23 protein-coding genes are annotated in these 26,993 nt (G+C 33.4%); 12 read left to right on the forward strand and 11 right to left on the reverse strand.

Annotated features, from left to right (window positions below):
- The 8 genes from H6622_08785 to H6622_08820 are packed head-to-tail and all read left to right on the forward strand — an operon-like array spanning position 1 to position 8,099.
- The gene (locus H6622_08785; GenBank protein ID MCB9061603.1) at positions 1 to 624 is read left to right on the forward strand and encodes a hypothetical protein; all 624 of its coding nucleotides are present in this window, start codon (positions 1 to 3) and stop codon (positions 622 to 624) included.
- Positions 621 to 1,853 (forward strand): beta-ketoacyl-[acyl-carrier-protein] synthase family protein, encoded by a 1,233-nt coding sequence (locus H6622_08790; GenBank protein ID MCB9061604.1) that lies wholly within the window; start codon positions 621 to 623, stop codon positions 1,851 to 1,853. Before H6622_08785 ends, H6622_08790 begins: the two co-directional genes overlap by 4 nt.
- A gap of 11 nt (positions 1,854 to 1,864) precedes the next feature.
- Positions 1,865 to 2,110 carry an acyl carrier protein gene (locus H6622_08795; protein MCB9061605.1) on the forward strand — a complete coding sequence of 82 codons (246 nt, stop codon included), beginning with the start codon at positions 1,865 to 1,867 and terminating at the stop codon, positions 2,108 to 2,110.
- A 6-nt stretch (positions 2,111 to 2,116) separates the two neighbouring features.
- Positions 2,117 to 3,502 (forward strand): NAD(P)/FAD-dependent oxidoreductase, encoded by a 1,386-nt coding sequence (locus H6622_08800; protein MCB9061606.1) that lies wholly within the window; start codon positions 2,117 to 2,119, stop codon positions 3,500 to 3,502.
- On the forward strand, positions 3,502 to 4,524 hold the full coding sequence (locus H6622_08805) for a 3-oxoacyl-ACP synthase III (protein MCB9061607.1): 1,023 nt from the start codon (positions 3,502 to 3,504) through the stop codon (positions 4,522 to 4,524). The genes H6622_08800 and H6622_08805 overlap by 1 nt, the downstream gene beginning before the upstream one ends.
- Entirely contained in the window at positions 4,518 to 5,492 is a 975-nt protein-coding gene (locus H6622_08810) for an alpha/beta fold hydrolase (GenBank protein ID MCB9061608.1), read from the forward strand. Before H6622_08805 ends, H6622_08810 begins: the two co-directional genes overlap by 7 nt.
- Positions 5,467 to 7,107, forward strand: a complete 1,641-nt coding sequence (locus tag H6622_08815) for an AMP-binding protein (protein MCB9061609.1) — start codon at positions 5,467 to 5,469, stop codon at positions 7,105 to 7,107. The genes H6622_08810 and H6622_08815 overlap by 26 nt, the downstream gene beginning before the upstream one ends.
- A complete protein-coding gene (locus tag H6622_08820; GenBank protein ID MCB9061610.1) occupies positions 7,104 to 8,099 on the forward strand; it encodes an NAD-dependent epimerase/dehydratase family protein in 996 nt (331 codons plus the stop codon). Before H6622_08815 ends, H6622_08820 begins: the two co-directional genes overlap by 4 nt.
- On the opposite strand, the gene H6622_08825 is transcribed toward H6622_08820, so the two are convergent.
- Both H6622_08825 and H6622_08830 read right to left on the reverse strand, forming a co-directional pair.
- On the reverse strand, positions 8,085 to 9,299 hold the full coding sequence (locus H6622_08825; GenBank protein MCB9061611.1) for a hypothetical protein: 1,215 nt from the start codon (positions 9,297 to 9,299) through the stop codon (positions 8,085 to 8,087). The genes H6622_08820 and H6622_08825 overlap by 15 nt on opposite strands.
- 495 nt (positions 9,300 to 9,794) lie before the next feature.
- The gene (locus tag H6622_08830; protein MCB9061612.1) at positions 9,795 to 11,018 is read right to left on the reverse strand and encodes a transposase; all 1,224 of its coding nucleotides are present in this window, start codon (positions 11,016 to 11,018) and stop codon (positions 9,795 to 9,797) included.
- 108 nt (positions 11,019 to 11,126) lie between these two features.
- Here H6622_08830 and tnpA point away from each other — a divergent pair, with 108 nt between their 5' ends.
- Positions 11,127 to 11,525 (forward strand): IS200/IS605 family transposase, encoded by a 399-nt coding sequence (gene tnpA, locus H6622_08835; GenBank protein MCB9061613.1) that lies wholly within the window; start codon positions 11,127 to 11,129, stop codon positions 11,523 to 11,525.
- 274 nt (positions 11,526 to 11,799) lie between these two features.
- Here tnpA and H6622_08840 read toward each other — a convergent pair whose 3' ends face one another.
- From H6622_08840 to H6622_08855, 4 genes are read right to left on the reverse strand one after another with little or no spacing between them, the layout of a single operon-like run.
- Positions 11,800 to 12,579, reverse strand: a complete 780-nt coding sequence (locus H6622_08840; GenBank protein ID MCB9061614.1) for an SDR family oxidoreductase — start codon at positions 12,577 to 12,579, stop codon at positions 11,800 to 11,802.
- The gene (gene fabZ, locus H6622_08845; protein MCB9061615.1) at positions 12,576 to 13,001 is read right to left on the reverse strand and encodes a 3-hydroxyacyl-ACP dehydratase FabZ; all 426 of its coding nucleotides are present in this window, start codon (positions 12,999 to 13,001) and stop codon (positions 12,576 to 12,578) included. Before fabZ ends, H6622_08840 begins: the two co-directional genes overlap by 4 nt.
- Positions 13,001 to 13,744, reverse strand: a complete 744-nt coding sequence (gene fabG / locus H6622_08850; GenBank protein MCB9061616.1) for a 3-oxoacyl-ACP reductase FabG — start codon at positions 13,742 to 13,744, stop codon at positions 13,001 to 13,003. The genes fabZ and fabG overlap by 1 nt, the downstream gene beginning before the upstream one ends.
- An 11-nt stretch (positions 13,745 to 13,755) precedes the next feature.
- On the reverse strand, positions 13,756 to 15,180 hold the full coding sequence (locus H6622_08855; GenBank protein ID MCB9061617.1) for an NAD(P)-binding protein: 1,425 nt from the start codon (positions 15,178 to 15,180) through the stop codon (positions 13,756 to 13,758).
- 136 nt (positions 15,181 to 15,316) lie between these two features.
- Between H6622_08855 and H6622_08860 the strand changes: the two genes are divergently transcribed.
- Complete coding sequence (locus H6622_08860; GenBank protein ID MCB9061618.1) at positions 15,317 to 15,733, forward strand: bacteriohemerythrin; 417 nt, start codon at positions 15,317 to 15,319, stop codon at positions 15,731 to 15,733.
- On the opposite strand, the gene H6622_08865 is transcribed toward H6622_08860, so the two are convergent.
- Positions 15,723 to 17,321, reverse strand: coding sequence for a sodium:solute symporter (locus H6622_08865; protein MCB9061619.1), 1,599 nt, complete (start codon positions 17,319 to 17,321; stop codon positions 15,723 to 15,725). The two genes, H6622_08860 and H6622_08865, sit on opposite strands and share 11 nt — an antisense overlap.
- Here H6622_08865 and H6622_08870 point away from each other — a divergent pair.
- Together H6622_08870 and H6622_08875 are read left to right on the forward strand one after the other, a co-directional pair.
- Positions 17,320 to 18,555 (forward strand): DUF4147 domain-containing protein, encoded by a 1,236-nt coding sequence (locus H6622_08870; GenBank protein ID MCB9061620.1) that lies wholly within the window; start codon positions 17,320 to 17,322, stop codon positions 18,553 to 18,555. The two genes, H6622_08865 and H6622_08870, sit on opposite strands and share 2 nt — an antisense overlap.
- Positions 18,548 to 20,182, forward strand: a complete 1,635-nt coding sequence (locus tag H6622_08875; protein ID MCB9061621.1) for a hypothetical protein — start codon at positions 18,548 to 18,550, stop codon at positions 20,180 to 20,182. The genes H6622_08870 and H6622_08875 overlap by 8 nt, the downstream gene beginning before the upstream one ends.
- Here the strand turns inward: H6622_08875 and H6622_08880 are convergent.
- From H6622_08880 to H6622_08895, 4 genes are all read right to left on the reverse strand, one after another.
- A complete protein-coding gene (locus tag H6622_08880; GenBank protein MCB9061622.1) occupies positions 20,171 to 21,259 on the reverse strand; it encodes a hypothetical protein in 1,089 nt (362 codons plus the stop codon). The two genes, H6622_08875 and H6622_08880, sit on opposite strands and share 12 nt — an antisense overlap.
- 87 nt (positions 21,260 to 21,346) lie before the next feature.
- Positions 21,347 to 22,411 carry a hypothetical protein gene (locus H6622_08885; GenBank protein ID MCB9061623.1) on the reverse strand — a complete coding sequence of 355 codons (1,065 nt, stop codon included), beginning with the start codon at positions 22,409 to 22,411 and terminating at the stop codon, positions 21,347 to 21,349.
- 83 nt (positions 22,412 to 22,494) lie between these two features.
- A complete protein-coding gene (gene uvrB, locus H6622_08890) occupies positions 22,495 to 24,495 on the reverse strand; it encodes an excinuclease ABC subunit UvrB (protein ID MCB9061624.1) in 2,001 nt (666 codons plus the stop codon).
- Positions 24,496 to 24,501: 6 nt separating this feature from the next.
- Positions 24,502 to 26,991 (reverse strand): hypothetical protein, encoded by a 2,490-nt coding sequence (locus H6622_08895; GenBank protein ID MCB9061625.1) that lies wholly within the window; start codon positions 26,989 to 26,991, stop codon positions 24,502 to 24,504.
- Positions 26,992 to 26,993 lie beyond the last annotated feature (2 nt).

The raw sequence follows: 26,993 nt of genomic DNA on the forward strand, positions 1-26,993 counted from the left end.
TTGAATTTTGAAGGGCAAAATCCATTTGAAACACTTTTAGAGTCTATAGGTTTTAAGAGAATCGAAGGACAAGTTTTTGGCCAACTATCACTACAGGATGAGGCACTTACTCAAGAAGAAATTGAAAACCTTCTTGGTCTATCACAAAGTTCAGTCAGTCAGGCCCTCAAACGACTTACTCATTTCGGAGCAATTGATATTCAAGAAATTTCAAAAGAATGTTCCAGTGGAAGAGCAAAAAGATTAAAAGTCTATTCTGTTAAACAAGATGGACTAAATATTGTCGCAACCGTTTTTAGAAAAAGAGAACAACCTAATATCGAAGAGTTTAAACAAGCTATATCCGAATTAAGTAAAAAATATCCCACAAATAGCAAAACGGCCATTAGACTCAAATCTATGATACTTGCCTGTGATATTGCCGAATATGTCATGGACTTTGTCATTAATCTTTCTAAAAAACACACGATTGATCAATATGAAGGACTTGTTCCTAAACTTCCCATGATGTTCGATTTACTTCTACAAGGTAGCGAAAAATTTGAAGGTTTTAAAAATTTTAGTGGTGTTTTGGCAAAAAAATTTTTTGAAAGTTCACAAAATATATTCGGAGAAAAACAATGAATAAAAGAATTGTCATCACAGGCATTGGACTAACAGCACCAAATGGCAATAACCTGAAAGATTTTCGTCATTCTTTGTTAAACAATAACTCAGGGATTTCAAATACTGAAGTTAGACACATGGGAACCCATGCTGCTGGACTTTGTGATTTTGATGAATTTAAGTATCAAAAAAGAAAGATGCGTAAAAGAGGAACACGAGCAGGGGCCATTGCAATATATTGCGCCAACGAGGCCTTACTAGATGCAAATATTGAATTTAGTATGGTTGATAAATCCAGAGTAGGCGTTTACTTAGGTATAACTGAGCATGGTAATGTAGAAACTGAAAATGAAATTCATGAATTATACCAAAACGATTTAAAGACTGAATTTTGGTCTCATCATCACAATCCAAGGACTGTGGCCAATAGTCCTGCTGGAGAAGTTACGTTAAATCTTCAAATTACAGGCCCTCATTGTACAATAGGTGCGGCCTGTGCTGCTGGAAATATGGGACTGATTCACGCCTATCAAATGCTTCAACTCGAAGAAGTTGATCTCGCTCTGGCCGGCGGAATATCTGAAAGTCCACAAACCTTCGGTATATTTGCAGCTTTCGATGCTCAAGGCGCACTGGCCAGAAATGAAAATCCTAAAAATGCCTCTAGGCCTCTAGATATTGATCGTAATGGAATTGTTATATCTGAAGGAGGTGCGATCTATGTTTTAGAAACGCTAGATAGTGCACTCGATCGTAACGCCAAAATTTATGGAGAAATTATTGGTTACCACAACAACTCTGACGCTTCCGACTTTGTCCTTCCAAACAAGGATAGACAAGTTGAATGTATCTATAAAGCACTCAAAAAAGCTGGTCTTGAACCAAATGACATAGATATTGTAAGTATGCATGCAACAGGAACCAAGGCCGGAGACATACAAGAGGTCCTGGCCGTAAGAGAAGTCTTTAATGATTCCCCAAATACTTGTATAAATGCAACTAAAGGATTCATAGGACACGCCATGGGTGCGGCAGGAGCTCTAGAGCTCGCTGGAAATTTGCCTAGTTTTGAAGATGGATATGTTCATCCCTGTATGAATATTGATCATTTAGATCCAGAATGTGAAATTTCAGGATTGGTTGTAAAAGAAAAACTTAGAAAAAATGTGGAAATTATTCTTAATAATTCTTTTGGAATGTTAGGAATAAATTCAGTAGTAATAGTAAAAAAATTTAGTGAGATTTAAGGGAGAAGTAAATGGAAACTCAAGAAGTAAGACAAGTTGTAATCGATATAATAGCAGACATTGCTCTAGATGAAGATTTATCGGCCATAGACGATGGAGTTGCGCTTAGAGAACAACTCGATTTGGATTCAATGGATTTTTTAGATATAGTAATGGAGCTTAAAAAGAGACATAATGTAATTGTTCCCCAAGATGATTACCCAAGACTGGCCACTCTTGATAGTTGTGTTGAGTACCTTACTCCTAAATTACAATAATTTCACATGATCCAAAAGTTTGATGCCATCATTATTGGAGCAGGAATGTCTGGCCTTGCTACGGCCATAAGACTTTCTATGTACAATAAAAAGGTTTGTTTACTTGAGAAACACTCTATCCCTGGTGGCCTCAATTCTTATTATACTCGTGGAAAAAGATCACTGGATGTTGGTCTACATGCCCTTACAAACTTTTCCCCCAAAGGTTCAAAAGGTGTTCCTCTTATTAAACTTTTAAAACAATTGAGGATACCTTATGAAGAATTTAAATTATGTGAACAGAATTATTCACTTATTAAATATCCCCATCATGAATTGCGATTTTCAAATGATTTTGAATTGCTCCGTAATGAGGTATTTCAAACGTTTCCCACTCAAATTGATGGGTTCAATAAACTCGTACTATATATAAAAGACTTTAATGAAACGAGTTTAAATAATAAATTCTTCATGGCCAGAGAAGTTATTTTAAGTTTCATTAATGATCCCAAATTAGTAGACATGATTTTATGCCCTCTTCTTATCTATGGTAGTGCGTGGGAAAATGATATGGATTTCTCACAGTTTGTTATAATGTTTAAAAGTATATTTCTTGAAGGCCTCTCCAAACCAGAAGGAGGGGTGAGAACGATCATCAACATCCTCATGGAAAAACTTAATCAAAGTTCATGTGAAATTAGATTCAAATCAGAAGTTTCAAAAATAATTGAAAAAGATGGTAAAGTCATAGGAATTGAAACCAAAGACGGCCAAATTCTTGAATCCGAATGCATTTTTTCTTCTGCTGGACTACCTGAAACACTTGGTCTCATCAATAAAAATAAAATAAATAACCAAGATATCGGAAATCTTTCATTTACTGAAAGTATTGTCTTTTGTGAAAATCAACCACGTGAATTTGGCCAAGAAGCAACCATTGTTTTTTATAATGAAAATGAAAGTTATCTCTATAGAAAACCAAATCAATTCATCGATACAAAAAGCGCAGTGGTATGTTTTCCGAATAACTTCAAAGGTGAAAATCATACCAAAGAAGGAATCATGAGAGTTACAAATATTGCTAATTACTCAAAATGGATGAATTTGCAAAAAAACGATTATAACTTGCAAAAACAAAGAGTCTTTGAAAACTCCCTGGAAACCTGTAAAAAAGTTGTTCCTGGTTATAATGGTCACTTCAACTTTAGCGATGTTTTTACTCCAAAAACAATTACAAAATATACAAGTCACTTTAATGGTACAGTCTACGGATCTACAAAAAAAACCAGAAATGGCAAAACAGATACGAGAGGACTTTATATAATAGGTACTGATCAAGGCTTTCTTGGAATTGTAGGATCCATTTTAAGTGGTATCTCAATGGCCAATCTATATGGATTAATGGAGAACTAGTGATTACAGGTATTTCACTTTTAGATATACAGCACTATCTTCCCGAAAATATACTCACTAGTGAAGAAATTGAGTTTAAATTAGAAAATGTCTACCAAAAATTAAAATTACCCCACGGACGCCTTGAACTAATGACAGGAATCAAAGAAAGACGTTTTTGGCCCAATGGGACCCTCCCTTCAAAAATTAGTACCCAGGCCGCAAAACCCATTATTGAAAAATTCGGTGCACAACAAATTGATTATATCATTCATGCATCAGTATGCAGAGATTTCTTAGAGCCAGCAACAGCTTCAGTTGTACATCAAAATTTAGGTCTCTCTCAAAATTGCCAGTTTCTTGACCTTTCAAATGCCTGTTTAGGTGTTTTAAATGCCATCATCTTAGCTTCTTCCCTCATTAAAAATAAGGCCGCTAGGAACATCCTGATAGTATCTGGTGAAAATGGTTATCCATTATTAGATCATACGATTAAGACTATTTTGAATGATCCTAATCTCACGAGAAAAAATATCAAAAAATATATAGCAAATCTCACAATAGGATCGGCAGGAGTTGCCTTGCTTTTAGGCCCAACTGAACAATATCCACAATGTCCTCAGTTTACAGCATACTCACAATTAACCGATAGCAGTGCTAACGATTTATGCCGTGGTGATGGAAATACCCATTCCTTAATGATGGAGACAAATTCTGAAATGCTAATGGAAAAGGGTGTCGCACTTGCAAAAAAAAATTTTAAGTTATTTCTAGAAACAAGTAAGATAAAACTGTCTGATCTCAATTTTTATATTGGCCATCAAGTTGGTTCGGCCCATCATTTGGCCATTGAGCATAATTTAAACCTTGAAGGAATCAGACATCATATAACTTACGACACACTCGGTAATACAGGTTCCGCTGCCTTACCTGTTACTTTATCTATATCAAATCAATTAAATATGTTAAAAAAGGGTAATTTGTTGGCCCTTTTAGGGATAGGAAGCGGACTTAGCTCTATCATAGTAGGTTTAAGATGGTGAAAAATCAATTGCCAAAAGAAGTTCAAAAACTTTTTCCTTTTAAAAATAATTTTTTTAAAACTTCCTCTGGCCATCAACTCCACTATATTGATGAAGGTAAAGGTCATACAATTATTATGGCCCACGGAAATCCAACTTGGTCATTTTACTACAGAAATTTGATAGACACTTTAAAAAACGAATTTAGAGTCATCGCTATCGATAATATGGGCTGTGGATTATCAGATAAACCACAAACCTACCAATATAATTTAAAACAACATATTATAAATGCTCAGGAACTGATTGATTACTTGAATATAGACACCTTCTCTCTCGTTCTTCACGATTGGGGAGGAGCTATTGGTATGGGAATCGCAACAAAAATCCCGAATAAAGTTTTGTCTATAATACTCTTAAACACAGCTGCGTTTACAGATGAAAATATTCCTTGGCAAATAAATTTATGTCGGACACCCTTCATTGGCGAATTTTTAATTCGATCATTTAATGCTTTTGCATTCCCAGCAACATTTATGGCCGTAGCAAAACCCCTATCAAGATTTGTTAGACAAGGTCTCCTTTACCCCTATAACAATTATAAAAATAGAATTGCTACCGCACGCTTCGTTCAAGACATTCCAATGTCAAAAAAACACGCAACTTACTCTGTCCTAAAATCAATAGAAGAAAAATTGTCGCTTCTGACTTGCCCCAAATTTATAATATGGGGAGGACAAGATTTTTGTTTTAATGACCATTTTTTTAAACGATGGACTCAAATTTATCCAAAAGCTGAAACACTCTACTTAAGGGATTCTGGACACTATGTTCTAGAAGATTCACCTATCCAAGTTTGTGCTAGTATTAAAGCATTTTTAGAAAAAAACTTACCAGAATATAAAGAACCTCCCACGACTATAATATTTAATAACAAAAATAATAATCAAAAGGACCATAATCATGAATGTGGCCCAACCCTTCACTGAAGCTGCTTTTAAAAACCCTCATAAAAAGGCCGTCATACAACCTGTAAAAAGGACTTTTCGAAATTCTTATCACTATAAATCTCTCTCATTCGATGAGTTGGAGGCCCTATGCAATTCTTACGCAATTCAATTTGAAAAGTATGGCCTTAAAAAAGGCATGAAGACATTGCTCTTTATTAAACCATGCCTGGAATTTCCCGCAATGGTTTTTGCACTATTCAAAATAGGAGTTGTTCCCATTTTAATCGATCCAGGTATGGGAAAAAAAAACCTACTCAAAGCAATCGTCGAAACTACTCCAGATGCCATGATTGCAGAACCTATAATTCATTACCTCTCTAAATTTCATAAAGGTGTTTTCAAAAAAATAGATATTAAAATTACACATAAATCTGCTCCATTTGCAGGAGCTTATAAGCTTTCGAATCATATTCCTACAACTAAACAGTTCTACCCTCCCCTCAAAATGAATCAATTCGACCTGGCCGCCATTCTGTTTACCTCTGGAGGCACTGGAAAACCTAAAGGGGTTGAGTATACACATGAGGTTTTCATCACACAGATAAAAATACTTAAAGATCTTTTCAAACTCAATGAGAATGAAATTGACCTACCAGGTTTTCCTTTGTTTGCCCTTTTTACACTCTCTATAGGAATGACAAGCGTTATCCCTGATATGGATCCTTCTAAACCTTCAAAAGCAAACCCTAAAAAACTAGTTAGAAATATTATTGATCAAAAGGCCAGTTTTTTGGCCGGATCCCCCGCTATTTGGAAAAATGTAGCGAAGTATTGTCTGAAAGAAAAAATAATTCTCCCCTCAGTCAAATATCTAGTCATGTTTGGTGCTCCGATACCTAATTCCTTACATAGAGACTTTTGTCAAATTCTACCACATGGAGATACATATACACCCTATGGTGCAACAGAATCTCTCCCCATAACTAATATTTCAGGGAGTGAAATACTAAGAGATACAGCTAAACTGACTGCTGATGGGAAAGGTACTTGCGTTGGTAGAGCTGCTCCTTTTACAGAAATTAAAATTATTGAAATTTCCTATGAAGCAATTGAAAACCTAAAAGATGCAAAAGTTTTATCGACAAATGAAATAGGTGAAATCATTGTTTCAGGGCCAGTCGTCACAAAAAGTTATTATCAAAATGAGCTCGCAAATAAACTTTCAAAAATCTATGACTGTGGCAAAATTTGGCACAGGATTGGAGACTTAGGTTATTTAGATGAATCCGATCGATTATGGTTCTATGGACGAAAAGCACATGCTTTTACAATTTCAAACAGGCCTTATTTTACAATTCCTTGTGAAACCATTGCCAATAATCATCCGTCTGTCCAAAAAAGTGCTCTAGTAAAACTTAAAAAAAATCAAACTGACATAGCGGCCTTGATAATTGAGACCAGTTCACTCACAAATAAAACTGACCGCCTTATAGATGAAGTTAAAGAAATTCTCAAACACAATAAAACAACTGACCAGATCGATGAAGTCTATTTTTATCCAAAATTTCCGGTAGATGTACGTCACAATATTAAAATCGATAGGCCAAAACTTGCTGAATATGTCCAAAAAAAGGTTTTAAGGAAGCACGTATGAATATATTAATTACTGGGGCCGGTGGATTTCTAGGGAGATATATAGCAAAAGAACTACTTAAAGAAGGACATAATGTCACAAATTATTCTAGAAATCATCATTCTTCGCTAGATGAACTTGGAATAAAAACTTTAAAGGGTGACATTACTGACTTTGGCCAGCTTATGATTGCGATGCATGGGAAAGACGCCGTATTTCATGTGGCCTCAAAAATAGGAATGTGGGGAAAGTGGAAAGATTTTGAAAAAATAAATTTTCATGGAACTCAAAATGTAGTTCTTGCATGCATTGCAAACAAGGTTAAGAAACTCATTTACACGAGTACACCAAGTGTTGTTGCGAGGGACTATGATTTATGTGGAGAAGATGAGTCTTTGTCTTACCCCTTAAAATTTTACTCCATGTATGCTAAATCAAAAGCATTAGCAGAAGATTATGTTTTGAAAAATAATGGGAAAAATGGTCTTATGACTGTTTCATTGAGACCCCACCTGATTTATGGGCCAGGAGACAACAATCTAATCCCCCGTTTAGTTGAAGCTCATAAAAACAATCGATTAAGACGAATTGGCGAGGGTAAAAACATAGTTGACGTCATTTATGTAGAAAATGCGGCAAAAGCTCATGTACAGGCCTTCAATGCTCTTAAATCGCCATTTGAAGTTCCTGCAGGACAAACCTACTTTTTAGGAGATGACGAACCTGTAAACTTATGGAAGTTTGTTAATCAAATAATGGAGGCCTACTCTTTACCTTCAGTTGATAAAAATATAAGTCGGAAAAAGGCCCTAAGTATTGGTAAATTTTTTGAAAAAAGTTTTAATCTTTTAGGTTTAACAAAAATCGATCCACCGATGACACAGTTTATAGCAATGCAATTGTCTCAGTCGCACTTTTTTTCACACAAAAATGCGAAGACTGATTTCAATTATTCTCCAACTTATTCAACAAAGATTGGTTTAGAGAAACTAAAAGCATCACTCACTAATTAGATATCTAATTCTGTCATATATTTTTTTGGATGTTCCACTAGAGTTGCGAATATTTTCATGAATGAGCTTGGGAGTATTTTTGACAAAATAGTTTGCACATTTAAATGCATCAAAACCTCTTGTTCCTATTAACGAAGGAAAATCACTAACAAATGCCTTAAATATTTTTAACTCTTGTTCCCTTATATTATCAGATAAAGTTGTTGAGTAAGGAGAATGCTCTTCATATTGATTGAGATGGGGTAATATTTCAAATTTTCGAATTGAGTCTAGATTTTCAAAATCAATCCCGTATTTATGAAATTTTTTGTAAAACTTATAGAGTTCTTTTTTATATTCAGGGAAAGTCATTGTTACTTTTGAATAATCAAATTCTAATTGTGCTATTATTCTTTTTTGTGCGTAAGTAAGTGTAGAAGAGTAGTTCAGATACTCAGCAGTTCGAACTGTTTTTTTACCCATTTCTTCTTCGGTTACCATATTCAGATAGCGTTCTGTTTTATCGGCCCAATCTTCAATAAGATTAACCACGGATCGAATAATAGAATTTTCGAGTAATATTTCATTAGTGATCTCGGATCCCTCAAAAGGAGTATACTTATTTTCAATATCTTTTTTAACATCTGCATCGATATCGTTTATCCTTTTAACGGTGTCTATGAACTGTTTTTTAGCTTTTTTTAGCTGCTTTTTTTCCCTTTCAGTAAGTGATTGATCTATTGGAGCGTAGAAATTAACCCCATAACCTAGGGCCAAAACTTCTATATTATACTGTTGATGGTATTTCTTATATTTTTGGATAAATTTTTTAGAAGTGTTTATTTTGGAGGAATCGTGGGCCGCTAATCTTATTTGTAAAATTTCTCTAAGTTTTGCAATAAAGTCTGGACTCATTTTAAAGGTTGGAGGAACCCCTAATGCCATACGAACGTGGATACTGTCCATGGAAGGTAAAAATTCTCTGGTCTTATGGTCTCGAATCGGATCTAAACCTTCAAAAAAATAATTATCAAATAGATACAATCCAAGAGATTCTACATTGTAGACATGGGAGTGCATGAAAATGATAAAGTCTTCAAGATTTTGAACAAAATGAAGTTCTCTTTGAGCACTAAAATAGTTAACAGGCCCCTTCAGTTTAGATGCATACAAATTAAAGATGCAAAGATGAATTAAAATAATAAAATACATTTGTTTCATAGATAGGTTCCATTAGTATTTTTTGCATGACTACACCGATTCATGGCCTGAATCAAAGTAATTGCATACACTTGGTAGCTTTTTCAAACATGATATTTATTCTAAACAGAATATCGATATGTTAGATTTTCATCGTTAACATGGCCAACAAGAGTGGTGTTTATTTATTTAGATTTTGATTTATCCAAGTCGTTATGTCTTTATGATAAATATATTTATATAATATAAACGCTTCAACTAAATGACTATAATTACATAGGTAAAAGCAGTAATACCAGAGCATAATTCGGAATCTTAGTGACAAAATATCTACTTAATATTTCGAAGCGACTATAAGTTATGTTTCGATTGCACCATTTTTTACTATTTTTAGAAAATCCCTAACTTAGCAAATTTCATCTACAAGAAAAAACAAAGTAAGAATAACGATACTACTGGCCAAAGGAACTAGTTTGACGTCCTCCCCTCACTAAAGATAAGGGGATTCCTAAAGTGCTAATGCACCGTAGGGGTTACTGCTTCAACGGTCTGGCCAATGCCAACTCCTCCACAGTCTCTTTGGGTGCGCCCCACCCTGTTAATATTTTTTGCTGCATTTAAATCTGCATCTTCTTTGTGCCCACAATTCAAACACTCAAAATGTTTGTTCTTGCGGTTCATCTTATTGTTGTACAGACATTCACTGCATCTCGTACTTGTGAACTTGGGATTCACTAACTCTAGATGACCACCATTCCATTCACATTTATAGCTTAGTTGGAGAGCAAAAATTCCCCAACCCTGAAAAAGAATTTCACGGTTCAGCCCTGACTTTGCCGCAACATTTTTTCCTGGAGTTTCGAGAGTTCCCTTTGCTGACTTTGACATGTTTTTAATCTTTAAGTCCTCAAGAGTAACATAGCTGTGATTCTTAGCTATATAGCTTGATGCCTTATGTAGAAAATCATGTCTTATGCTAGCTATTTTTGAATGTAGTTTTCTAATTTTATTATTCACTTTCTTCCAACTTTGGGAGAATTTCTTTTTAAGTCTCAACCTTTTTTGCAAAACTTTGATTCTCTCTCTAAGTATGTGACAATTTTTTGGAAGGGTAAATTTTAAATTTCTCAAACAGTCATCTCTTGAACTTAAAACCAACGTCTCTGAAATTCCCCGGTCGATACCAACTGTAGGAAGATTGTTATATGGTATTTCAAGGTGTTTTTCACTGCAAAAAGCAATATACCAGCCATCAACCTCTTTTTTAATAGTCGCATTTTTGATTTTGCCTTCAATTTTTCGACTTAATCTAAATGCGACTTCTCCGATTTTAGGAAGCTTAACAAAAGCTTTCTTTCGAGTTACTTTTCTCACAGAGAATTGTTTAGCGTCTGGAAAACGAAAACTATCACCAATTCCCTTTTTCTTGTATTTTGGAAATCCAAAACCGGATCTCCAAAATGACTTAAAGGCCTTATCTAAATCTTTTAAAGACTGTTGAAGAATTTGTGCCGGAGAATCTTTGATCCACTCAAATCCCTCACACGATTTTAGGTCCTTTAACTCATTTGCCTGATCATAGTAGTTAATTGAGCTTCTATATTGAGTCCATGAAAGAATTCTATGCTCAAGGCAAAGGTTATAGAGAAACCGACAGGTTCCGGCCCATGAGGAAAATATCTCAATTTGACTCTCACTAGGATTTAACTTGAATTTATAGGCCAGATTAATCTTTTCCATACAGACTTAGAATATCACTTCTTGACCTATTGGCCAAGAGAAATTAATTATTAGTCTATGAGTAATTTAAATTCAAATAAATCAATCAAAGAACGTACAAATCCAAAGATCAGACATGGCAGACACTGCACCTTTCTGCTTCATGCACACTTAGTCTTTGTAACAAAATATAGGCGAGTTTGCTTTACATCGCGAGTATTAGATCACCTCAAAGAAGTTTTTAATTCCGTATGCTCTGATTTTGAAGCGGAGTTGGTTGAATTTGAAGGAGAAGGCGATCACGTTCATCTTCTGGTAAATTACCCGCCAAAAGTGACGCTTTCAAAACTTGTGGGATCTTTAAAGGGGGTTTCATCAAGATATATTCGAGAATCAAATTATCCTGAAATTAGAAAAAAACTATGGGGAAATGCTCTTTGGTCACCTAGTTATTTTGCAGGAAGTTGTGGAGGGGCGCCACTGGAAGTCATCAAGCAATATATAGAGCAGCAAGACAGACCTCATTAACCTCGCCAGTGGGCATTTGCTTATATCTCCGCACTAAAGTACCGAGTTTTACGCAAATTTTTGATAAAATTTTTCAATGTATCTTCATGCAATCTTGAATCAGAAAATAGATATGTAATAATAGATGTTATCGATATTAACCAAAACGTGAATACAGCTCTAGATTAGGTTAAAATTAATTTTGTTCAGTTAATTCTTGTTGTTCAATATTTTTTATAATGTATATACAATTCTAAAAAATTAATCCACAGAGCGCGAAATAATTACAACTTTTTCATTTTGAATTGAAAGCACTTACGACTAGTTCATCGAAATAATTAGCACTCATTCCATTATCTACAATAAGCGTCTGAGCATTTATTCCCGAGCTTAATGGTGATAATAAAAATGAAATCGTATTAGCGACTTCTTGGGTTTTTAAGGCCTCGTGGTTCAAGCAAAGTTGTGTGGTATAGAGATAGTTTTCAATATAGCCTGGAATACCGGCCGAAGCTGATGTCTTGAGAGGTCCAACACCAACAGCGTTACATCGAATTTTTTTATGTGATAATGATTTAGCCAAAAAAACTGCACAACTTTCGAGTGCGGCCTTAACAGGTCCCATATAACCATAATTTGTTGCTCTTAGGTTTGAAATCGATACCGTGACGACCGAGCTATTTTCACACATAATGGGATGGAGATATTTTAAGAGAGAAACCAATGAAAAACATGAAATATTTGTGGCCTGAGCAAAGTCTGTCCAGTTTGTTTCATGAAATGGTTTAATTCCTTCTGAATAATTTGCAAAAGCGATTGAATGGAGAATTCCCGATAGTTGGGTATTTTCGAGTTTATTTGCCAATTCCCAAACGTCTTGTTCTTTTTCTACATCACAAATAAAAATCTTACTGTCAGGAAAAAGAGTTTCGACTTTTTGAGCATGATTTGCGGATTGAACAGAAAATAAACAGGTCGCACCATTTTCAATAAGTGACTTAGCGACAAATGTTGCCACAGATTTTTTATTTGCGACTCCCGTGATGAGAAATGTTTTTCCACTAAAGTTAATCATGAGTTCTTCTCGTCAATCAGGGCACAAACAAATTTAAGTGTTAGTATCTTTTTTTGATTAACTTCTATATGTCCGTTGAAATAATAAGCATTTTGAAGGCATTCATCTAATTTAACTTTCATATTTAAAAGATCTCCAGGGCGAACGATGCCTTTGAATTTTACATTGTCAATTCTGGTTACAACTCCTACCTTTCCATCTTTTTGTCCAGCGATTAACAATGCACCGGTTTGAAATATGGACTCAAGCAGGAGAACTCCTGGCATTATTGGATTTCCCGGGAAGTGACCTCTGAAGAAGTCCTCATGCCCGGTGATTTTTTTTTGTGCATGAATATGAGAATTGTCTCTTTCGATTATTTTATCTACAAAGAGAAATGGATCGCGCTGAGGGATAATACTTAAAATGTCATTATTATCCATTAAAGTCCCCCTGATATTTCAAGAGTTGCACCAGTGATATAGGATGCTTCTTTAGAGGCAAGAAATAAAACTGCGGCAGCAACTTCATCAATTTGTCCAAATCTTTTAAGTGGGACTTGTTTTTTATATTCTTTCACAAGTTCCATTGGGAGGTCATTTATCAGTTCAGTTTCTATAAAACCAGGTAACACGTTATTAATGGTGATACCTCTTTTTCCAACTTCTTTAGCTACTGATTTTGAAAGAGCGACTTGTCCGGCCTTGGAAGCGGCGTAGTTTGCTTGCCCTGCTAGTCCTAAATTTCCGCTGACAGAGCTCATATTTATAATTCTTCCATAGCGATTTTGCATAAAATGAGCGACAGCTCCTTTAGTCATTAAATAGGTCCCTTTAAGGTTTGTATCAATTACTTTGTCCCAATCTTCTTCTTGCATAATTGCAATGAGGCCATCTTTTCTAATTCCGCCATTATTGACAAGAACATTCACCGTTAATGTTGCAGAGTTTATCCAGTTATAGAAATCTTCAACTTCATTTTTATTTGAAATATCAAATTTCTTAAGTGTAAGATTATCACTTAATGGGCCAAGAGAAATTTTGAAACTTTCAGCGGCCTGAACATTATCAGAATACGTTGCAATTACTTTTGCTCCACTTTCTAAAAACTTCTCTGAAATACCTCTTCCAATACCTCGAGTTCCCCCCGTGACGATAACAACTTGTCCAGTAAAATCAAATTTCATATTATTCATTTTTATTCCTCGATTTTTGTTAAGTATGAATCTACTTCATGAGATTGGATGACTCCATAATTAGCAGCACCTAACCATCCAGACATGATAATACCAACTGAACCGCTATGAAACAGACCTTCAATTTCTTTATGCATATTCATGCTTACTTCTAGTCCTTCAAACTTGGTTCCAAAAGAGGATCCTTTTCGATGGTGTGTATAGCGCTCAATTGTCAGTGGAGTTGCTGCTTCGATGAAATCAATTTTTTGAGTAACACCTGGAATGATTTTCTCAATACCTTCTAATGCACGATTAATAAGGTAATTTTTTTGATTCATATAATCTTCATTTGAAAGATTGGCCCAATCTTCATATAGAGCATTGGATGATGAAACTATCGCGTAGCGGTTATTGAGTTGAGGTCGTGCTTCAGGATAATAGATGGAAAATGTTTGACTTCCTATTTTAGGAGAAAGCAATAAGTCTGTACTAAACTTGTGATCATCAGAGGTAAAAATAAGGTCTCCCACATGAGGTATAGTTTCCCCATCTTTAATTCCCATGTAAACTTGGCAACTAGATGTATTAAGTCTTACTTCTTTTGCTCTACTAATGTAGTTTGATTCGAATTTATCTTCTCCTACCATACCGAATATAGTTGAAAGCAAATTAGCATTTGAAAGTACGACCGGAGACTCTATAAAATTATCTTCAATGGAGATACCTTTGACTTTGTTATTTTCAACTATAATCTTGTCAACTTTTGAGTGGAGTTTAATATCACATCCATTAGTGATGAGTTCAGCTTTCATTTTTCCAATGAGAACATCAGTGCCACCTTTAAAGGTATAAACTCCTTTATTCATAAAATTTGAAAAAACAATACCATAAGTAATCGCAGGATCTTCTAGGGTTGAACCATTGGCATAAGTAATTGGTTCTAATAAAAAACGTACAACATCAGGTCTATTTGGGAAAAATGTTTCAAACAGTTCTCGATTAGTCATCGAGGAATTATCATAGAAGTTCATTTCTGATAAAAATTTAAAAAAATCATCGACTTTCTGTTGTTCTATCTTAAAATCTTGAACCAATTTTTTTGTAAAATCTAATTTGGTAAAATCTGTTTTTATCGTAAACATTGGATTAATGAAACGAACATCCTTCAGTTGAACGATGGAATCAGATATGTCCTTAGACCAATATTTTCTACATGTTTTGATCATCCCCACAGGGAAACCATGAAGTGAAATATCAAAGATGTGATTACCTTGAGATCGTTTAAACCAAGTTGCAAATCCACCAAGTTTATTATGTGCTTCAAGTAATAGTACTTTTCTTCCATTTTGGGATAATTTATTTGCAGCGGTCATTCCGGCCAGACCACTGCCGATAATTATAACATCATATGGGCCATTTATTTTTTCTTTTCTTTTAATCAGCATGAAGCGCATTATAATAAAAGCAAAAGATCTCGTCTAGAAGTGGCCCTTTTTAATTTTTTTAAAATCATTGGATTGTCAAAAAATTTACAACTTGCATATGTAAGAAAATAAGAGACAATAATAAAAAGGAGAGGATATGGGCCTAGTTACATGGACAAGTGAATTTGCAACTGGAATTGACACTATTGACTTTCAGCACAAAAAGCTTGTGGGTTTTCTTAATGACTTACATAGTGCAGTAGAGTCAGATGGAGAACAGTCTTTGCTAGTTGAAATAACTCTCGGAGAGCTTATCAAGTACACTCAATATCATTTTAGTGACGAAGAAGAAATCATGTTGAAATCAGGTTTTTCAGGTCTAGATGAACATAAGCTCAAACATGATGCCTTGAAAAAACAAGTAGTAGAATTCAAAGTCAAATATGATAATGGTGAAAAAATTGGAAATGCTCTTATCGATTTTTTGAAAAATTGGTTAATCAACCATATCCAAAAAAGTGATTTTGAGTATGTCCAAGATGTAAAAAATTGGCAGGAACACACTAAAGACTGATTATAACACCTAGAATACCAAAAAACCAAAAGACTAAGATAATATAATAAATTTTCCATTTTTTATGTGACTTCAAATTTAAATCATTTCCTTTAGTCATCCATGTTAATCCAGTAAGGTCTTTGTTCTGCTTATTTTGGGGAATCAATAGTCCAAAGCAAAAACAGGCAACACAACCAATTACGTTCCACCAAACCCAACTAATCATGGGAAGATATATCCAAAAAAAGGCATTTGCAAAAAGTCCAAAAACAAGCCCTCCTAAGGCCCCTCTACCTGTTGTTTGAGTTGTCAGAACTCCTAACAGAAAAACTCCTAAGACTGGCCCATTTGCAAGAGAGCCAATTTTATTAATTGAGACAATCACTGAATCTGAAATGTCTCCAACAAAAAAGGCAAATACCGTACAAACACTTCCCCAAAAAATAGTTAAAATTTTTGACATGAGAAGTTCTTGTTTGTCATTGAATTCTTTATTCAGATAACTTCTAAATATATCTTGCATGGATGTTGCACTTAGAGAATTGATTGCAGAATCCAATGATGACATTGCAGCTGAAAAAAGACCTACAATAACCAGACCGGCCAGACCTTTGGGAAAGTAATTTAATACAAAAACAGGAACAGAGAGATCATAATTGGGGTTTTGGTCTTTAAGGGGTAATAATTTTATAAAGTCAGGGTTTTTAACAACGTATGCTCCAATACAAACACCTAAAAAACAGTAAGTAAGAACAAGGGGAAAGCGGAGAATTCCATTTAAAAACAAAGAGGTATTTGTATCATCTACATTTTTAGTTGAGAGTTCTCTTTGGACTTGTGATTGATCACATCCGTAGTAAGAAATGTATAGGAAAAATCCACCAATTAGCATGGGAAAAAAAGAATATTCATCTCCATTGAAACCATGTGAGCCGAAATTAAATGATTTTAATCTCTGAGAATCAAACAGAAGTAATGTTTCATCAAAACCTCCAAGCATACTGACAATAGTCAAAATTGCAGAAATAATTGCAATATAGAGAATAATCATCTGTATAACATCAGAAACGATAACTGCTCTCATTCCACCAATTGAGTCATATATAATCGTCACAACTCCAAGTAGGAGTGCTGCGGTTAAAAAACTTACTCCCATACAGTAAGACAAGACAAGTGATATTCCATAGACTGTAACGCCTGTGGAAACCGCTCTGGCCACCTGAAATATCAATGATAGTGCAAGTCTAGTTTGCTTATCAAAGCGTTTTTCGAGGTAAGCATATACTGAGATAATATTTAATTTTCTATATAGTGGTAATAAAAAAACCATTAAAAAAATCATGGCCAGGGGAACGGCCAATTCATACTGTAGCCAGATGAGTCCACCACCAATTGAGAAAGCGACAAAAGCAGGTGCACCCAAAATTGAAGTTGTTGAACATTGAGTGGCCATTGTTGATATGGCCACAGAGATAGCACCATTTTTGTTTCCGCCTAAATAATAATCTTCTTTATTTGACTGTCCACGAGATAGATATATACTTAGACCTATCATTGAGAATAAATAGATAAAAACAATCACCCAATCGATTAAAAGAAGTTGCATGACTACACCCCTAACGGCCAGTAATCTAACAAAATCCATTTTGGATTTACTCAAACCTGATTTGAAACTTAACGAAATAATCAAAAACGTTGAAGGCAAACTTATAATTGCTGGCCATGAATGTCCAGAAAATAGTCCTTTGTTTCTGGTTGGATTAGGAAAAGCAGCATCTGTTGAAGTAGAAGCTGCTTTAAGTATAATAGAGCGTAAAATTCCAGACAGAGAAATTAAAAAATGTATAGCATATACTAAGCTTGGCCACAGTGTACAAAATAGCAGGATTCTACAATGGGAGGGCGATCATCCTTTGATAAGTCTGCGAAATCTTCAAAATACTAAAGAATTTAGACAAGAGTTAACAAATATTGGGACAGAAGATACATTAATTTTTTTTCTCTCTGGAGGATCTTCTGCTTTGCTAGAAGATCCCATTGATGATCTTAGTTTTGAAAAATTGAAATTTATTCATAATCAGTTATTAGAGAGCGGTTTAGGCATTAACTCAATGAATCAGATCCGCAAAGGACTCTCAGATGTGAAAAATGGTGGCCTGTTAAAAGATATTAAGACTAAGCATATCTACTTATTGATTAATAGTGATGTACCAAATGATGATCCTTCAATTGTGGGTTCATCTCCCATCTTATATGAAAAATTGGATCTTAAAAAAATCAATACATATCTTCAAAAGTATAAATTAAATGTTCGTGAATCAAAAAAAAAAGATGATACAAATGTAAAATTTAGCATTTACCAATCAGCAAATAAGCTCATGAGTGAACTTGCTCAGATTATCAAAAATGAATATGGCCCTGAGGTAGTTTTGGGATCAATATATGATGAACAACTAGAAAACGTAGAAGATCATATTCTCGAAAATATTCCTAGAACTAAGAATACTGTTTTTATTAGTGGAGGAGAAATAACGATTGAACTGCCTAAAAATCATGGGATCGGTGGAAGAAACACACATTTTGTTCTCTCCGTGGCCTGTAGGACATTGGGTGAAAATATTCATATTTATTCGATTGGAACAGATGGCACGGATGGGCCAACAGATATCGCTGGTGCCTATATAAATAATTCAAAACTTTCTGAAGAAAATTATAGCGACATGAAAATATATCTAGAAAATTTTGATTCTTACAATTATTTTATGAAATATGGTGAAATAATACGTACAGGCCCCACGGGTTCTAATGTAATGGATATAAGGATTATTTGGCGTGAATGAATTATCTAAAATACTCAGTGAACTCAACCCCAAATTTACGAGTTTAGTCCCTTATGTAGAAGAGCAAATAAATATTTTGAATAAAACTATAAAATCTTTTACTGGAAATGTATTTTCACAGGATGACTGTCTGTTAATTGCTTATCCTGATCAATTCAATTCTAAACAAAGTAATCCCCTAGAAACCTTAAACTTGTATATTCGCGATGAACTTGAAAGTGAAATAAGTGCTGTTCATATATTACCTTTTCATCCATGGTCAAGTGACGATGGATTTGCTCCCTTAAATTATCATGAAGTTAGTAAAGAATATGGAAATTGGGAAAACTTTGATAATTATTGCGTTCCCATGATGGCCGATTGTGTATTTAATCACCTCTCGTCTGAGAGTGACTATTTTAAAAGAGCAAAAACAGGTGATTTTCGCTATGTTAATATGTTCCATGTTGTAACAGAAAAAGAATTTAATTCACATCATTTCCAAGAGAATATCCAAAAAGTAACTAGACCAAGAACTAGTGATTTATTCACAAGATTTAAGTTGGGAGAGGATTTTTATTATGTTTGGACAACTTTTGGGCCAGATCAAGTAGATACAAATTTAGAAAATCTCGACATGTTCACCTATCTATTAGAGAGTTTATTCAATTATATAAAACATGGAGTCAGATATTTTAGAATTGATGCGGTTCCTTTCTTGTGGAAGGAGATTGGTACAAATTGTTCCCATCACCCCAAAACTCACCTCTTCGTGAAATTTGTGAGGGCCATCTTCGAAAAGATCAATTCTAAACCCATTATTATTACAGAGAGCAATGCGCCCCATCATGAAAATAAAGCTTGCCTAGGAAATGAAGATGATGAGGCCCATCTTGTTTACAATTTTTCACTATCACCACTCATACTCCATGCCTATACATTTCAAAACACACATTATCTTAAAACTTGGGCCAGAAGTACTTTTGATATCTCTGAGGTGGTTAGTTTTTTAAATTTCACTTCTACGCATGATGGTATTGGTTTGCGTGGGATAGAGGGTATTATATCTAATTTTGAGATAGAACAACTCTGCCTATATTGCAAAGATAAAGGTGGACAAGTTAGTTACAAAACGAATTCAAGTGGAATTGATCAACCTTATGAGTTGAATATTTCATGGGCATCCTATTTTTATGATTATGAATTGAGTGAAGAATGTAATTTTAAAAAACTTGTACATTCCCATGCTATAATACTTTTTTTACCAGGAATACCTGCAATGTATATTCATAATTTTTTAGGAACGCTTAACTGGATTGAAGGGGTAAGGGAAAGTGGAATGAAGAGAAGAATTAACCGAAAAAAACTAAATTACCCTGATGATATTACAGATAGAAGTAGGTCTATACAAAGAGAGCTCTTAAAATTTATAAAGATTCGTAAAACTTCAGAAGCTTTCAGTCCTTTTTCTTATTTCAAGATAATTGAGAGTTCTAAAAATATATTTGCATTTGTTAGGGCATCATCGACAGATAAATTTCTGATTATATTAAATGTATCTAAAAACTTTGAATATTTAAATTATAACAAAATTACTTATGAAGTTTGTCCATTTGAACTTGTTATAAAAAAATTACTATTCTTTTGAATAAAAGAAGTATTTCTCACATATTTTTTTATTCTGCAAAAAGATTCTTCTCTTATTGTTTATTTCTTTTTTTAATAGTAATTCAATTTTAGGAGATAACTCTCCATCTCTAAAAAGATGATTAAATCCGAACTCTTTTTTTATAAGATTTTCTGGATGCAATAAGAAATAGGCCTCCACAAATTTTTGTAGTTCAATTAAAGTTATATAATTGTGAACATTTTTCAATATTCCCTTTAATAGATATCTCAACTCGTTTTCATCTTGCGCCATCGAAAAATATTCCTCGATCAGATCTTCATGAACGAAAAGGTAGTGAGAATATTTTCCTACAAAACCTGTGTATTTGATTACTTTTACACGATTTTCTTCAAAAGTATTTCTAATAAGGGCAAATACTTCTGAATAATGTTTAATACTATCAATTCGTCCAATATTTTCTACAAACAACTCTTCAAAAGTACTATCACTTACATCGTGTATAATGAGAAAGATATCTTCAAATATGGGCTTTCGAGATAAATAATTCAATCTATATATGTACTGTAATTTTATTTCTGGGCCGATTTGAAAGTTGTCATTTAGGAAAGTAAATATTTTTTTTAATTCTTCTTTTTTAGTGGTTTTTAAAAACAACAAACTATGTATTGGATCTAAAGGATCGAGTTGATAAAAATGCTCAAAGGGAATTATATTTTTCAAATGATAATCGAGTGTAAATATGGCCAGGCCTGAATATTCTGGAAAGTAATAATATAATTCTAAAAACTCTCTGGTTACCGCAAGTTTTATATCTAATGATCTAAACTTGTTTAAGGCAGCATATTGAATTTCAAAAAGAATTCTCCTTTCACTTCGACCAATTTTAATATTTTTTAAACTTGAGATAACTGGTGATATTTTTTCGCGCAAAATCTTATTCATATCATAAGGTTGACTTACATCAGAAATACTCTGATAAATTTCATTCTTCAAATCGACAAGTTTATTAATTGATTTGCTATCAGCGAAAGCGAAGTCTAAATTTAGAATGAGTATCATAAGTTTAAGAAATAAATGTTTTTGAATTTTGTTCATTTTTTCAAAATATATAATTCTGACTTAAATGAAAATGTAACAGATGCTAAATTGAATTTTTTATCCTCTCAAAAAAATAAAATCTATTCATTTTTTTTGCAAATAATTTTCACAAAGATAATTATGAATACTAAAAACATTCATTTTTTTCTTTGCAATAGTTAAAATGAAACCTTTTTGATAATCATTTAAATAACGGGCAACAGGCATAATCTCAGATTCTAATATATCTACCGAAAAATTATTAGGATCTAGGAGATAGAAAGTATTAATAAAAATCTCAATTTCTTTTTCTTTAAAATGAATCGTTTTATTCTTAAGAGCATTTTCTAATAAAAGAATAAGTTCATAATAGTTCTCGGCCATTGAAAAATACTCTTCTACAAGAAATCCAAAAGCAAATAAAAACACCCCATATCTTCCAGTAAGAGCTGCCATTTTGATTTGCAAATCCCTTTTATTTTGAATTCCAGTTTTTAAATAACTAAACAATTCTGAATATTGAAAAAGATTACTTATTTCGCTGAGACTTTTTTTAAATAGATACTCCAACTGAAATTCATCAATTGATTCATTTAGAGATACAACATCTTCAAATACAGGACTATTTGTTAGAGAAATTAACCGCATAATATATTTGACATAAATAATTTCAGGTAAATCAAAATATTCATCCAATAATAAAAATATTTTTCTTATATAGATCGGTTTATTTGTAGTATGAAACAAAAGTGAATGTAAATGACTAGCTCCATCATCAGTTTCATCATATCTATCGATGTTAAATTGATTCTTAAAATGGTTATTCAAATTTTTTATAGTGAGATCTTTTAATTTTGGATTTGTATTGAACACATCTAAATATATTCTCGCGATCGCTATTTTATGATCAAGAGATGAAAAACGTCTAAAAGATACATTTTGAATTTCAGTCAATATTTCAGATTCTGCTTTATTGAGTGATATTTCATCAAGATGTTCGAATGTTGCATGAAGTTTCTCGAATATTTTTTTGTTAAAATAATAATCGTAAAAAACACCTCGATTTAGAGTGTATACTTCATCTCTAAATTTTTTAAGAGATTTGATTAAATTACCTTCAGCAGAAAAACAACTAAACTGAATAATAAAAAATATTATATATTTTGTCATAAATTTGAATCTATAGTTTAAATATTTGATTGAATATACTTTTTTCTATAACTGAAATATCTACAATATATAAATAACGATTCTTAACTAAACTTATCCATCAGTTTTGCTTCAGTAAGTATTTTGATTTGATCACGTATGTCAGCAGCTTCTTCAAACCGTAGTTCTTTTGCTGCTTCTTTCATTTGTTTTTTTAGTGTGATAATTTTTTCATCAATATTTTCAAGTGAAATTTCTCCACTCAGACCACGTTTTTTATTTTTTGTTTTCTTTGCTCCGCGCAATGTTTCAAGTACACCACCAGAAATCGATTTTTTAATTGTTTGTGGAGTAATTCCATTTTCTGTATTGTATTTTGTCTGTATTTGCCTTCTTCTAGCTGTTTCGTCCATCGCCCTTTGCATGGATTTTGTTTCTTTATATGCGTAGAGAATAACTCTTCCATCTGCATTTCTAGCTGCTCTGCCTATGGTTTGCACCAATGATCTCTCAGATCTCAAAAAACCTTCTTTATCAGCATCTAGTATCGCCACAAGGGAAACTTCTGGTATATCAAGACCTTCTCTTAAAAGGTTTATCCCAACCAAAATATCAAATTCTCCTAAACGTAGATCCCTAATAATTTCAATTCTTTCAAGTGCATCAATATCAGAATGCAAATAACGAATTTTCATACCAGCGGATTTAAAAAATTTAGTCAACTCCTCTGAGAGCTTTTTTGTGAGAGTAGTGATGAGAACGCGTTGGCCTTTTTCAATTGTTTTTTTACATTCTATGAGTACATCCTCCACTTGTGTTGATGCATCTTTAACTTCGATCAATGGATCTAATAATCCTGTGGGACGTATAATTTGTTCTATATATTCGCCATGAGTTTTTTGTAATTCATATTCACCTGGTGTGGCCGAGACATAAAGAACTTGGTCTAGTTTTTTTTCAAATTCCTCAAAATTTAATGGCCTATTGTCAAGTGCACTTGGAAGCCTAAACCCATACTCGACAAGATTCATCTTTCTGGCCCTATCTCCTCGATACATGCCCCCGATTTGTGGTATTGAAATATGAGATTCGTCAATAATCATAAGGAAATCATTCTTGAAAAAATCAATTAAAGTATAAGGTGGCTCACCTTGCCCCTTACCAGTCAGGTGTCTTGAATAATTTTCTATTCCAGAACAAAAACCCATTTCATCGAGCATTTCAAGGTCAAGGAGGGTACGTTGTTCAAGTCTTTGTTTTTCAACCAATTTATCGTTTAATTTAAGAAAATTTAATCTTTCTCTTAATTCTTTTTGAATGGTTTTAATGGCCGCTTTTAACTTTTGCTCACCTACAACATAATGTGATTTAGGATAAATTGTGATTTTACTAAGATCTTGAATTATATTTCCCCTCAGAGGATCCACAATCGAAATCGATTCAACATCGTTATCAAAAAACTCTACCCGGATAATATTAGAATCTTCATGGGCCGGATAAATTTCAACAATATCACCCCTAACTCGAAAACAACCACGTGAAAAGTCGATATCATTTCTTTGATATTGTATACTTATTAGCTCTCTTAAAAACGCAGTTCTATCTAGTACATGCCCTACAAATAAGGTCGTTTTCATCTGTTCATAGTCTTCAGGTGAACCAAGTCCATAAATGCAACTAACAGAGGCAATCACAATGACATCATCTCTTTCGAGCAAACTACGTGTCGCGCTATGCCTAAGCTTATCAATTTCATCATTTACTGAAGAATCTTTTTCTATATATGTATCAGTTCCTGGTACATATGCCTCTGGCTGATAATAATCATAGTACGAGACAAAATATTCTACAGCATTTTTCGGAAAAAATTCTTTAAACTCAGCATAAAGTTGGGCCGCTAGGGTTTTGTTATGCGCGAGAACAAGTGTTTTTTTTCCAAGAGATTTTATAACGTTGGCCATTGTAAACGTTTTTCCTGAACCAGTTACTCCAAGAAGGGTTTGACATTTTTCACCCTTGCTAAAAGCATTAACTAAAGAATCAATGGCCTGCGGCTGATCTCCACATGGAGAGAACTTTGAAACTAATTCAAATTTTTGCTTCATATTGACCTAAAATATTAACTCTAGAATACCTTTTTTAAGTCTGGGTAACATATTAAATGGCCCATACCATGGAGAATTCAAGTACCAAGGTTTTTGTTGGTACTCCTGGTTAAGATTTAGAATTTCATGAGTAAGTCTTTTATAATCTGTATAATATATATTGATCTTATCATCTTTAGGATCGCTTTCAAGATCAAGTGAATATTTCCGAACATTCTCTTTAAGTTCAATTAAATTTTCATAGTGTTCAGCGAGTTTAATATTATAAGAGCGCAATTGATTTATTTTTTCACTGTTACTAAATGTAGATTTTTTAATCTCATCATTTAAATTGTCTGCATGTAAATATAACTCTCCATAGGCCATCAGATAACTTTGATAAAGCCAAGTAAGTTTTCTTATTTTAACTGATTTTTCTGTTTCATCCTCACTCACTTTTGAAATTTGAATATCTTCAAATATTTTTGAATTTTGTTTATCTGAAACCAATTTATCTTTTTGTTTTTTTGCTAAAAACTCCATCTCTTGTGTATTAAGAGGAATAACAGGAGTTGGAACTGTTGGCAGATAGATTGGGGTAATAGGTAAAATTCCAATTGGCTCTTCTGGCCCTAGGATGGGGTCAATTCTATTGTCACACTCATCCTCATTTTCACATACAGGAGGAAATGGAAACCATGAATCTTCATCTGCAGGTCTTTGGGAAAGTTCTGGGTTTTCATAAATAGCTTTTCTTAAACGTTTTTTAACGTCTTCTTTAAATTCATCCTGTGCTTGTTTTTGATTTAAATACGCAACTCTTTCTGTCGCTAGTTTTTGAATTTCTTGTTCGAGCATTTCATTAAATCTCTTTTCATATTCTGGCGATTTCACTCCAAATTCTTTAAGTATTGCACCTAATTCATCATTTTCAACAATTGCATTATTTATTATTTTCTGTGAGCATTTAAAGAAAGCTAGCTCTGTTTGTTTATTTACACATTGCTCACGTTCAACTTCATAAAAACGATAGAATTGATAAGCATAAATAATTGAGTCAACTCCTGTTAATCCCACTCCCATGAACATTGCATAACGTGTCGTTTTAAAAAACCTAATCCCTGCACTGAGATTATTTAGACCAAGTCGATTTTTATCTTTTGTCGTCAGTGCACTATAAAAACGTAAGGCCAATAAGTATTCTTCACGTTTTTTAATATCCATTTTGAGGTATTTCCATTCTGTCTTATTTTCTTCTTTCAAGACTTCATCCATGCTTTTATAGCTTGGTCTAATTCGTCTTAATTTATCAAGAATATTGAATACATTACTAAGAGTAACTTTGGTTTCTTCAGGAATTATAATACTTTTATCTGTCATAATTTTTTCAATTTCTTTGGCCACGATATGTGCATTATCACCAAAGTTTTTTTGAAATCTCAAACTTAATTCATGGAGTAGATCGTAAAGTTTTGGATCTTGAATTTTATCGAGATGAGTCTCCAAAGTAATATAGGCCAGGAGTGATTTATTGAGGAGATGATCCCCTAACATATCAGTCAGTCCATTAATTTCAGTAACTAGCTCAGCGGGTATGTCTTGGCCTTTTTCTTGATAAGTTAATGCAATTTCTATGAGGGCATCATTTACCATAGATAGCTTTCTATAGAGAAATCCTTGTCTTATATTTAATTCAGAGAGGCTACCTTTTTTATTTGTAAAAAACATTCTGGTTATAAAAGTGTTATCAATTTTCAAAGACTCTGTAACAAGTTCATCTATCTCTTTGTCGATTTCATAAACATATCTGATAACTTTTGAGATTTTATGCCCATCAATTCGTTCAATTTCAAATGTGATTGGTTTAATAAATTCACCACTCACTCCAAGATACTTTGTTTTATAGATACTATTTTTATCACGTAATCTATTGAATAACTGCTTTTGAGTTGAAGTTTGTGTTTTGATTTCTCTAAGTTGATCGATGATTTGTCTATTACTCTCTAATCTACGGAAAAAAGATGTTTTAATTGGTATAAAGTTATTCCACTCGTCCTTCCAATTAGAAACAATTTTTACAACGTCATCAACACTAACGTTATCAATTTTTGTAAGATCATCAAGTCGATCTTGCATTTTTATTTTACTTACAGAATCAAATCTTCCTGCATAAACCATGGCAATCATCGCAGTTTCATCATCTGGATTACTATATTGAAATAGTTCTCCATTGCGAGAAAATTTCATTAAAAGCTTTTGATGAAGGTGCATTCGTGCTCGATTTAATCTGGATAAAACTGAAGTTCCTTCTGTCGCATGTTTTTGCCAACCTTTATCTATCGCCTGATCAATTTGTTCATGGTTCAAGACGATTTTAACCATATCTTTTTGAATGAATGGTAGATCATTATTTTCTAAAATGATTTGAGTCGAATTTTTGCAAAGTTTCTTATCGGTGTTGGCATAAGTAGTAGAAAGGAATAATATTAAAAAATTGATCCAGAATATATTGAGCATTA

The sequence above is a fragment of the Halobacteriovoraceae bacterium genome (assembly GCA_020635115.1).
Lineage (GTDB): Bacteria > Bdellovibrionota > Bacteriovoracia > Bacteriovoracales > Bacteriovoracaceae > JACKAK01.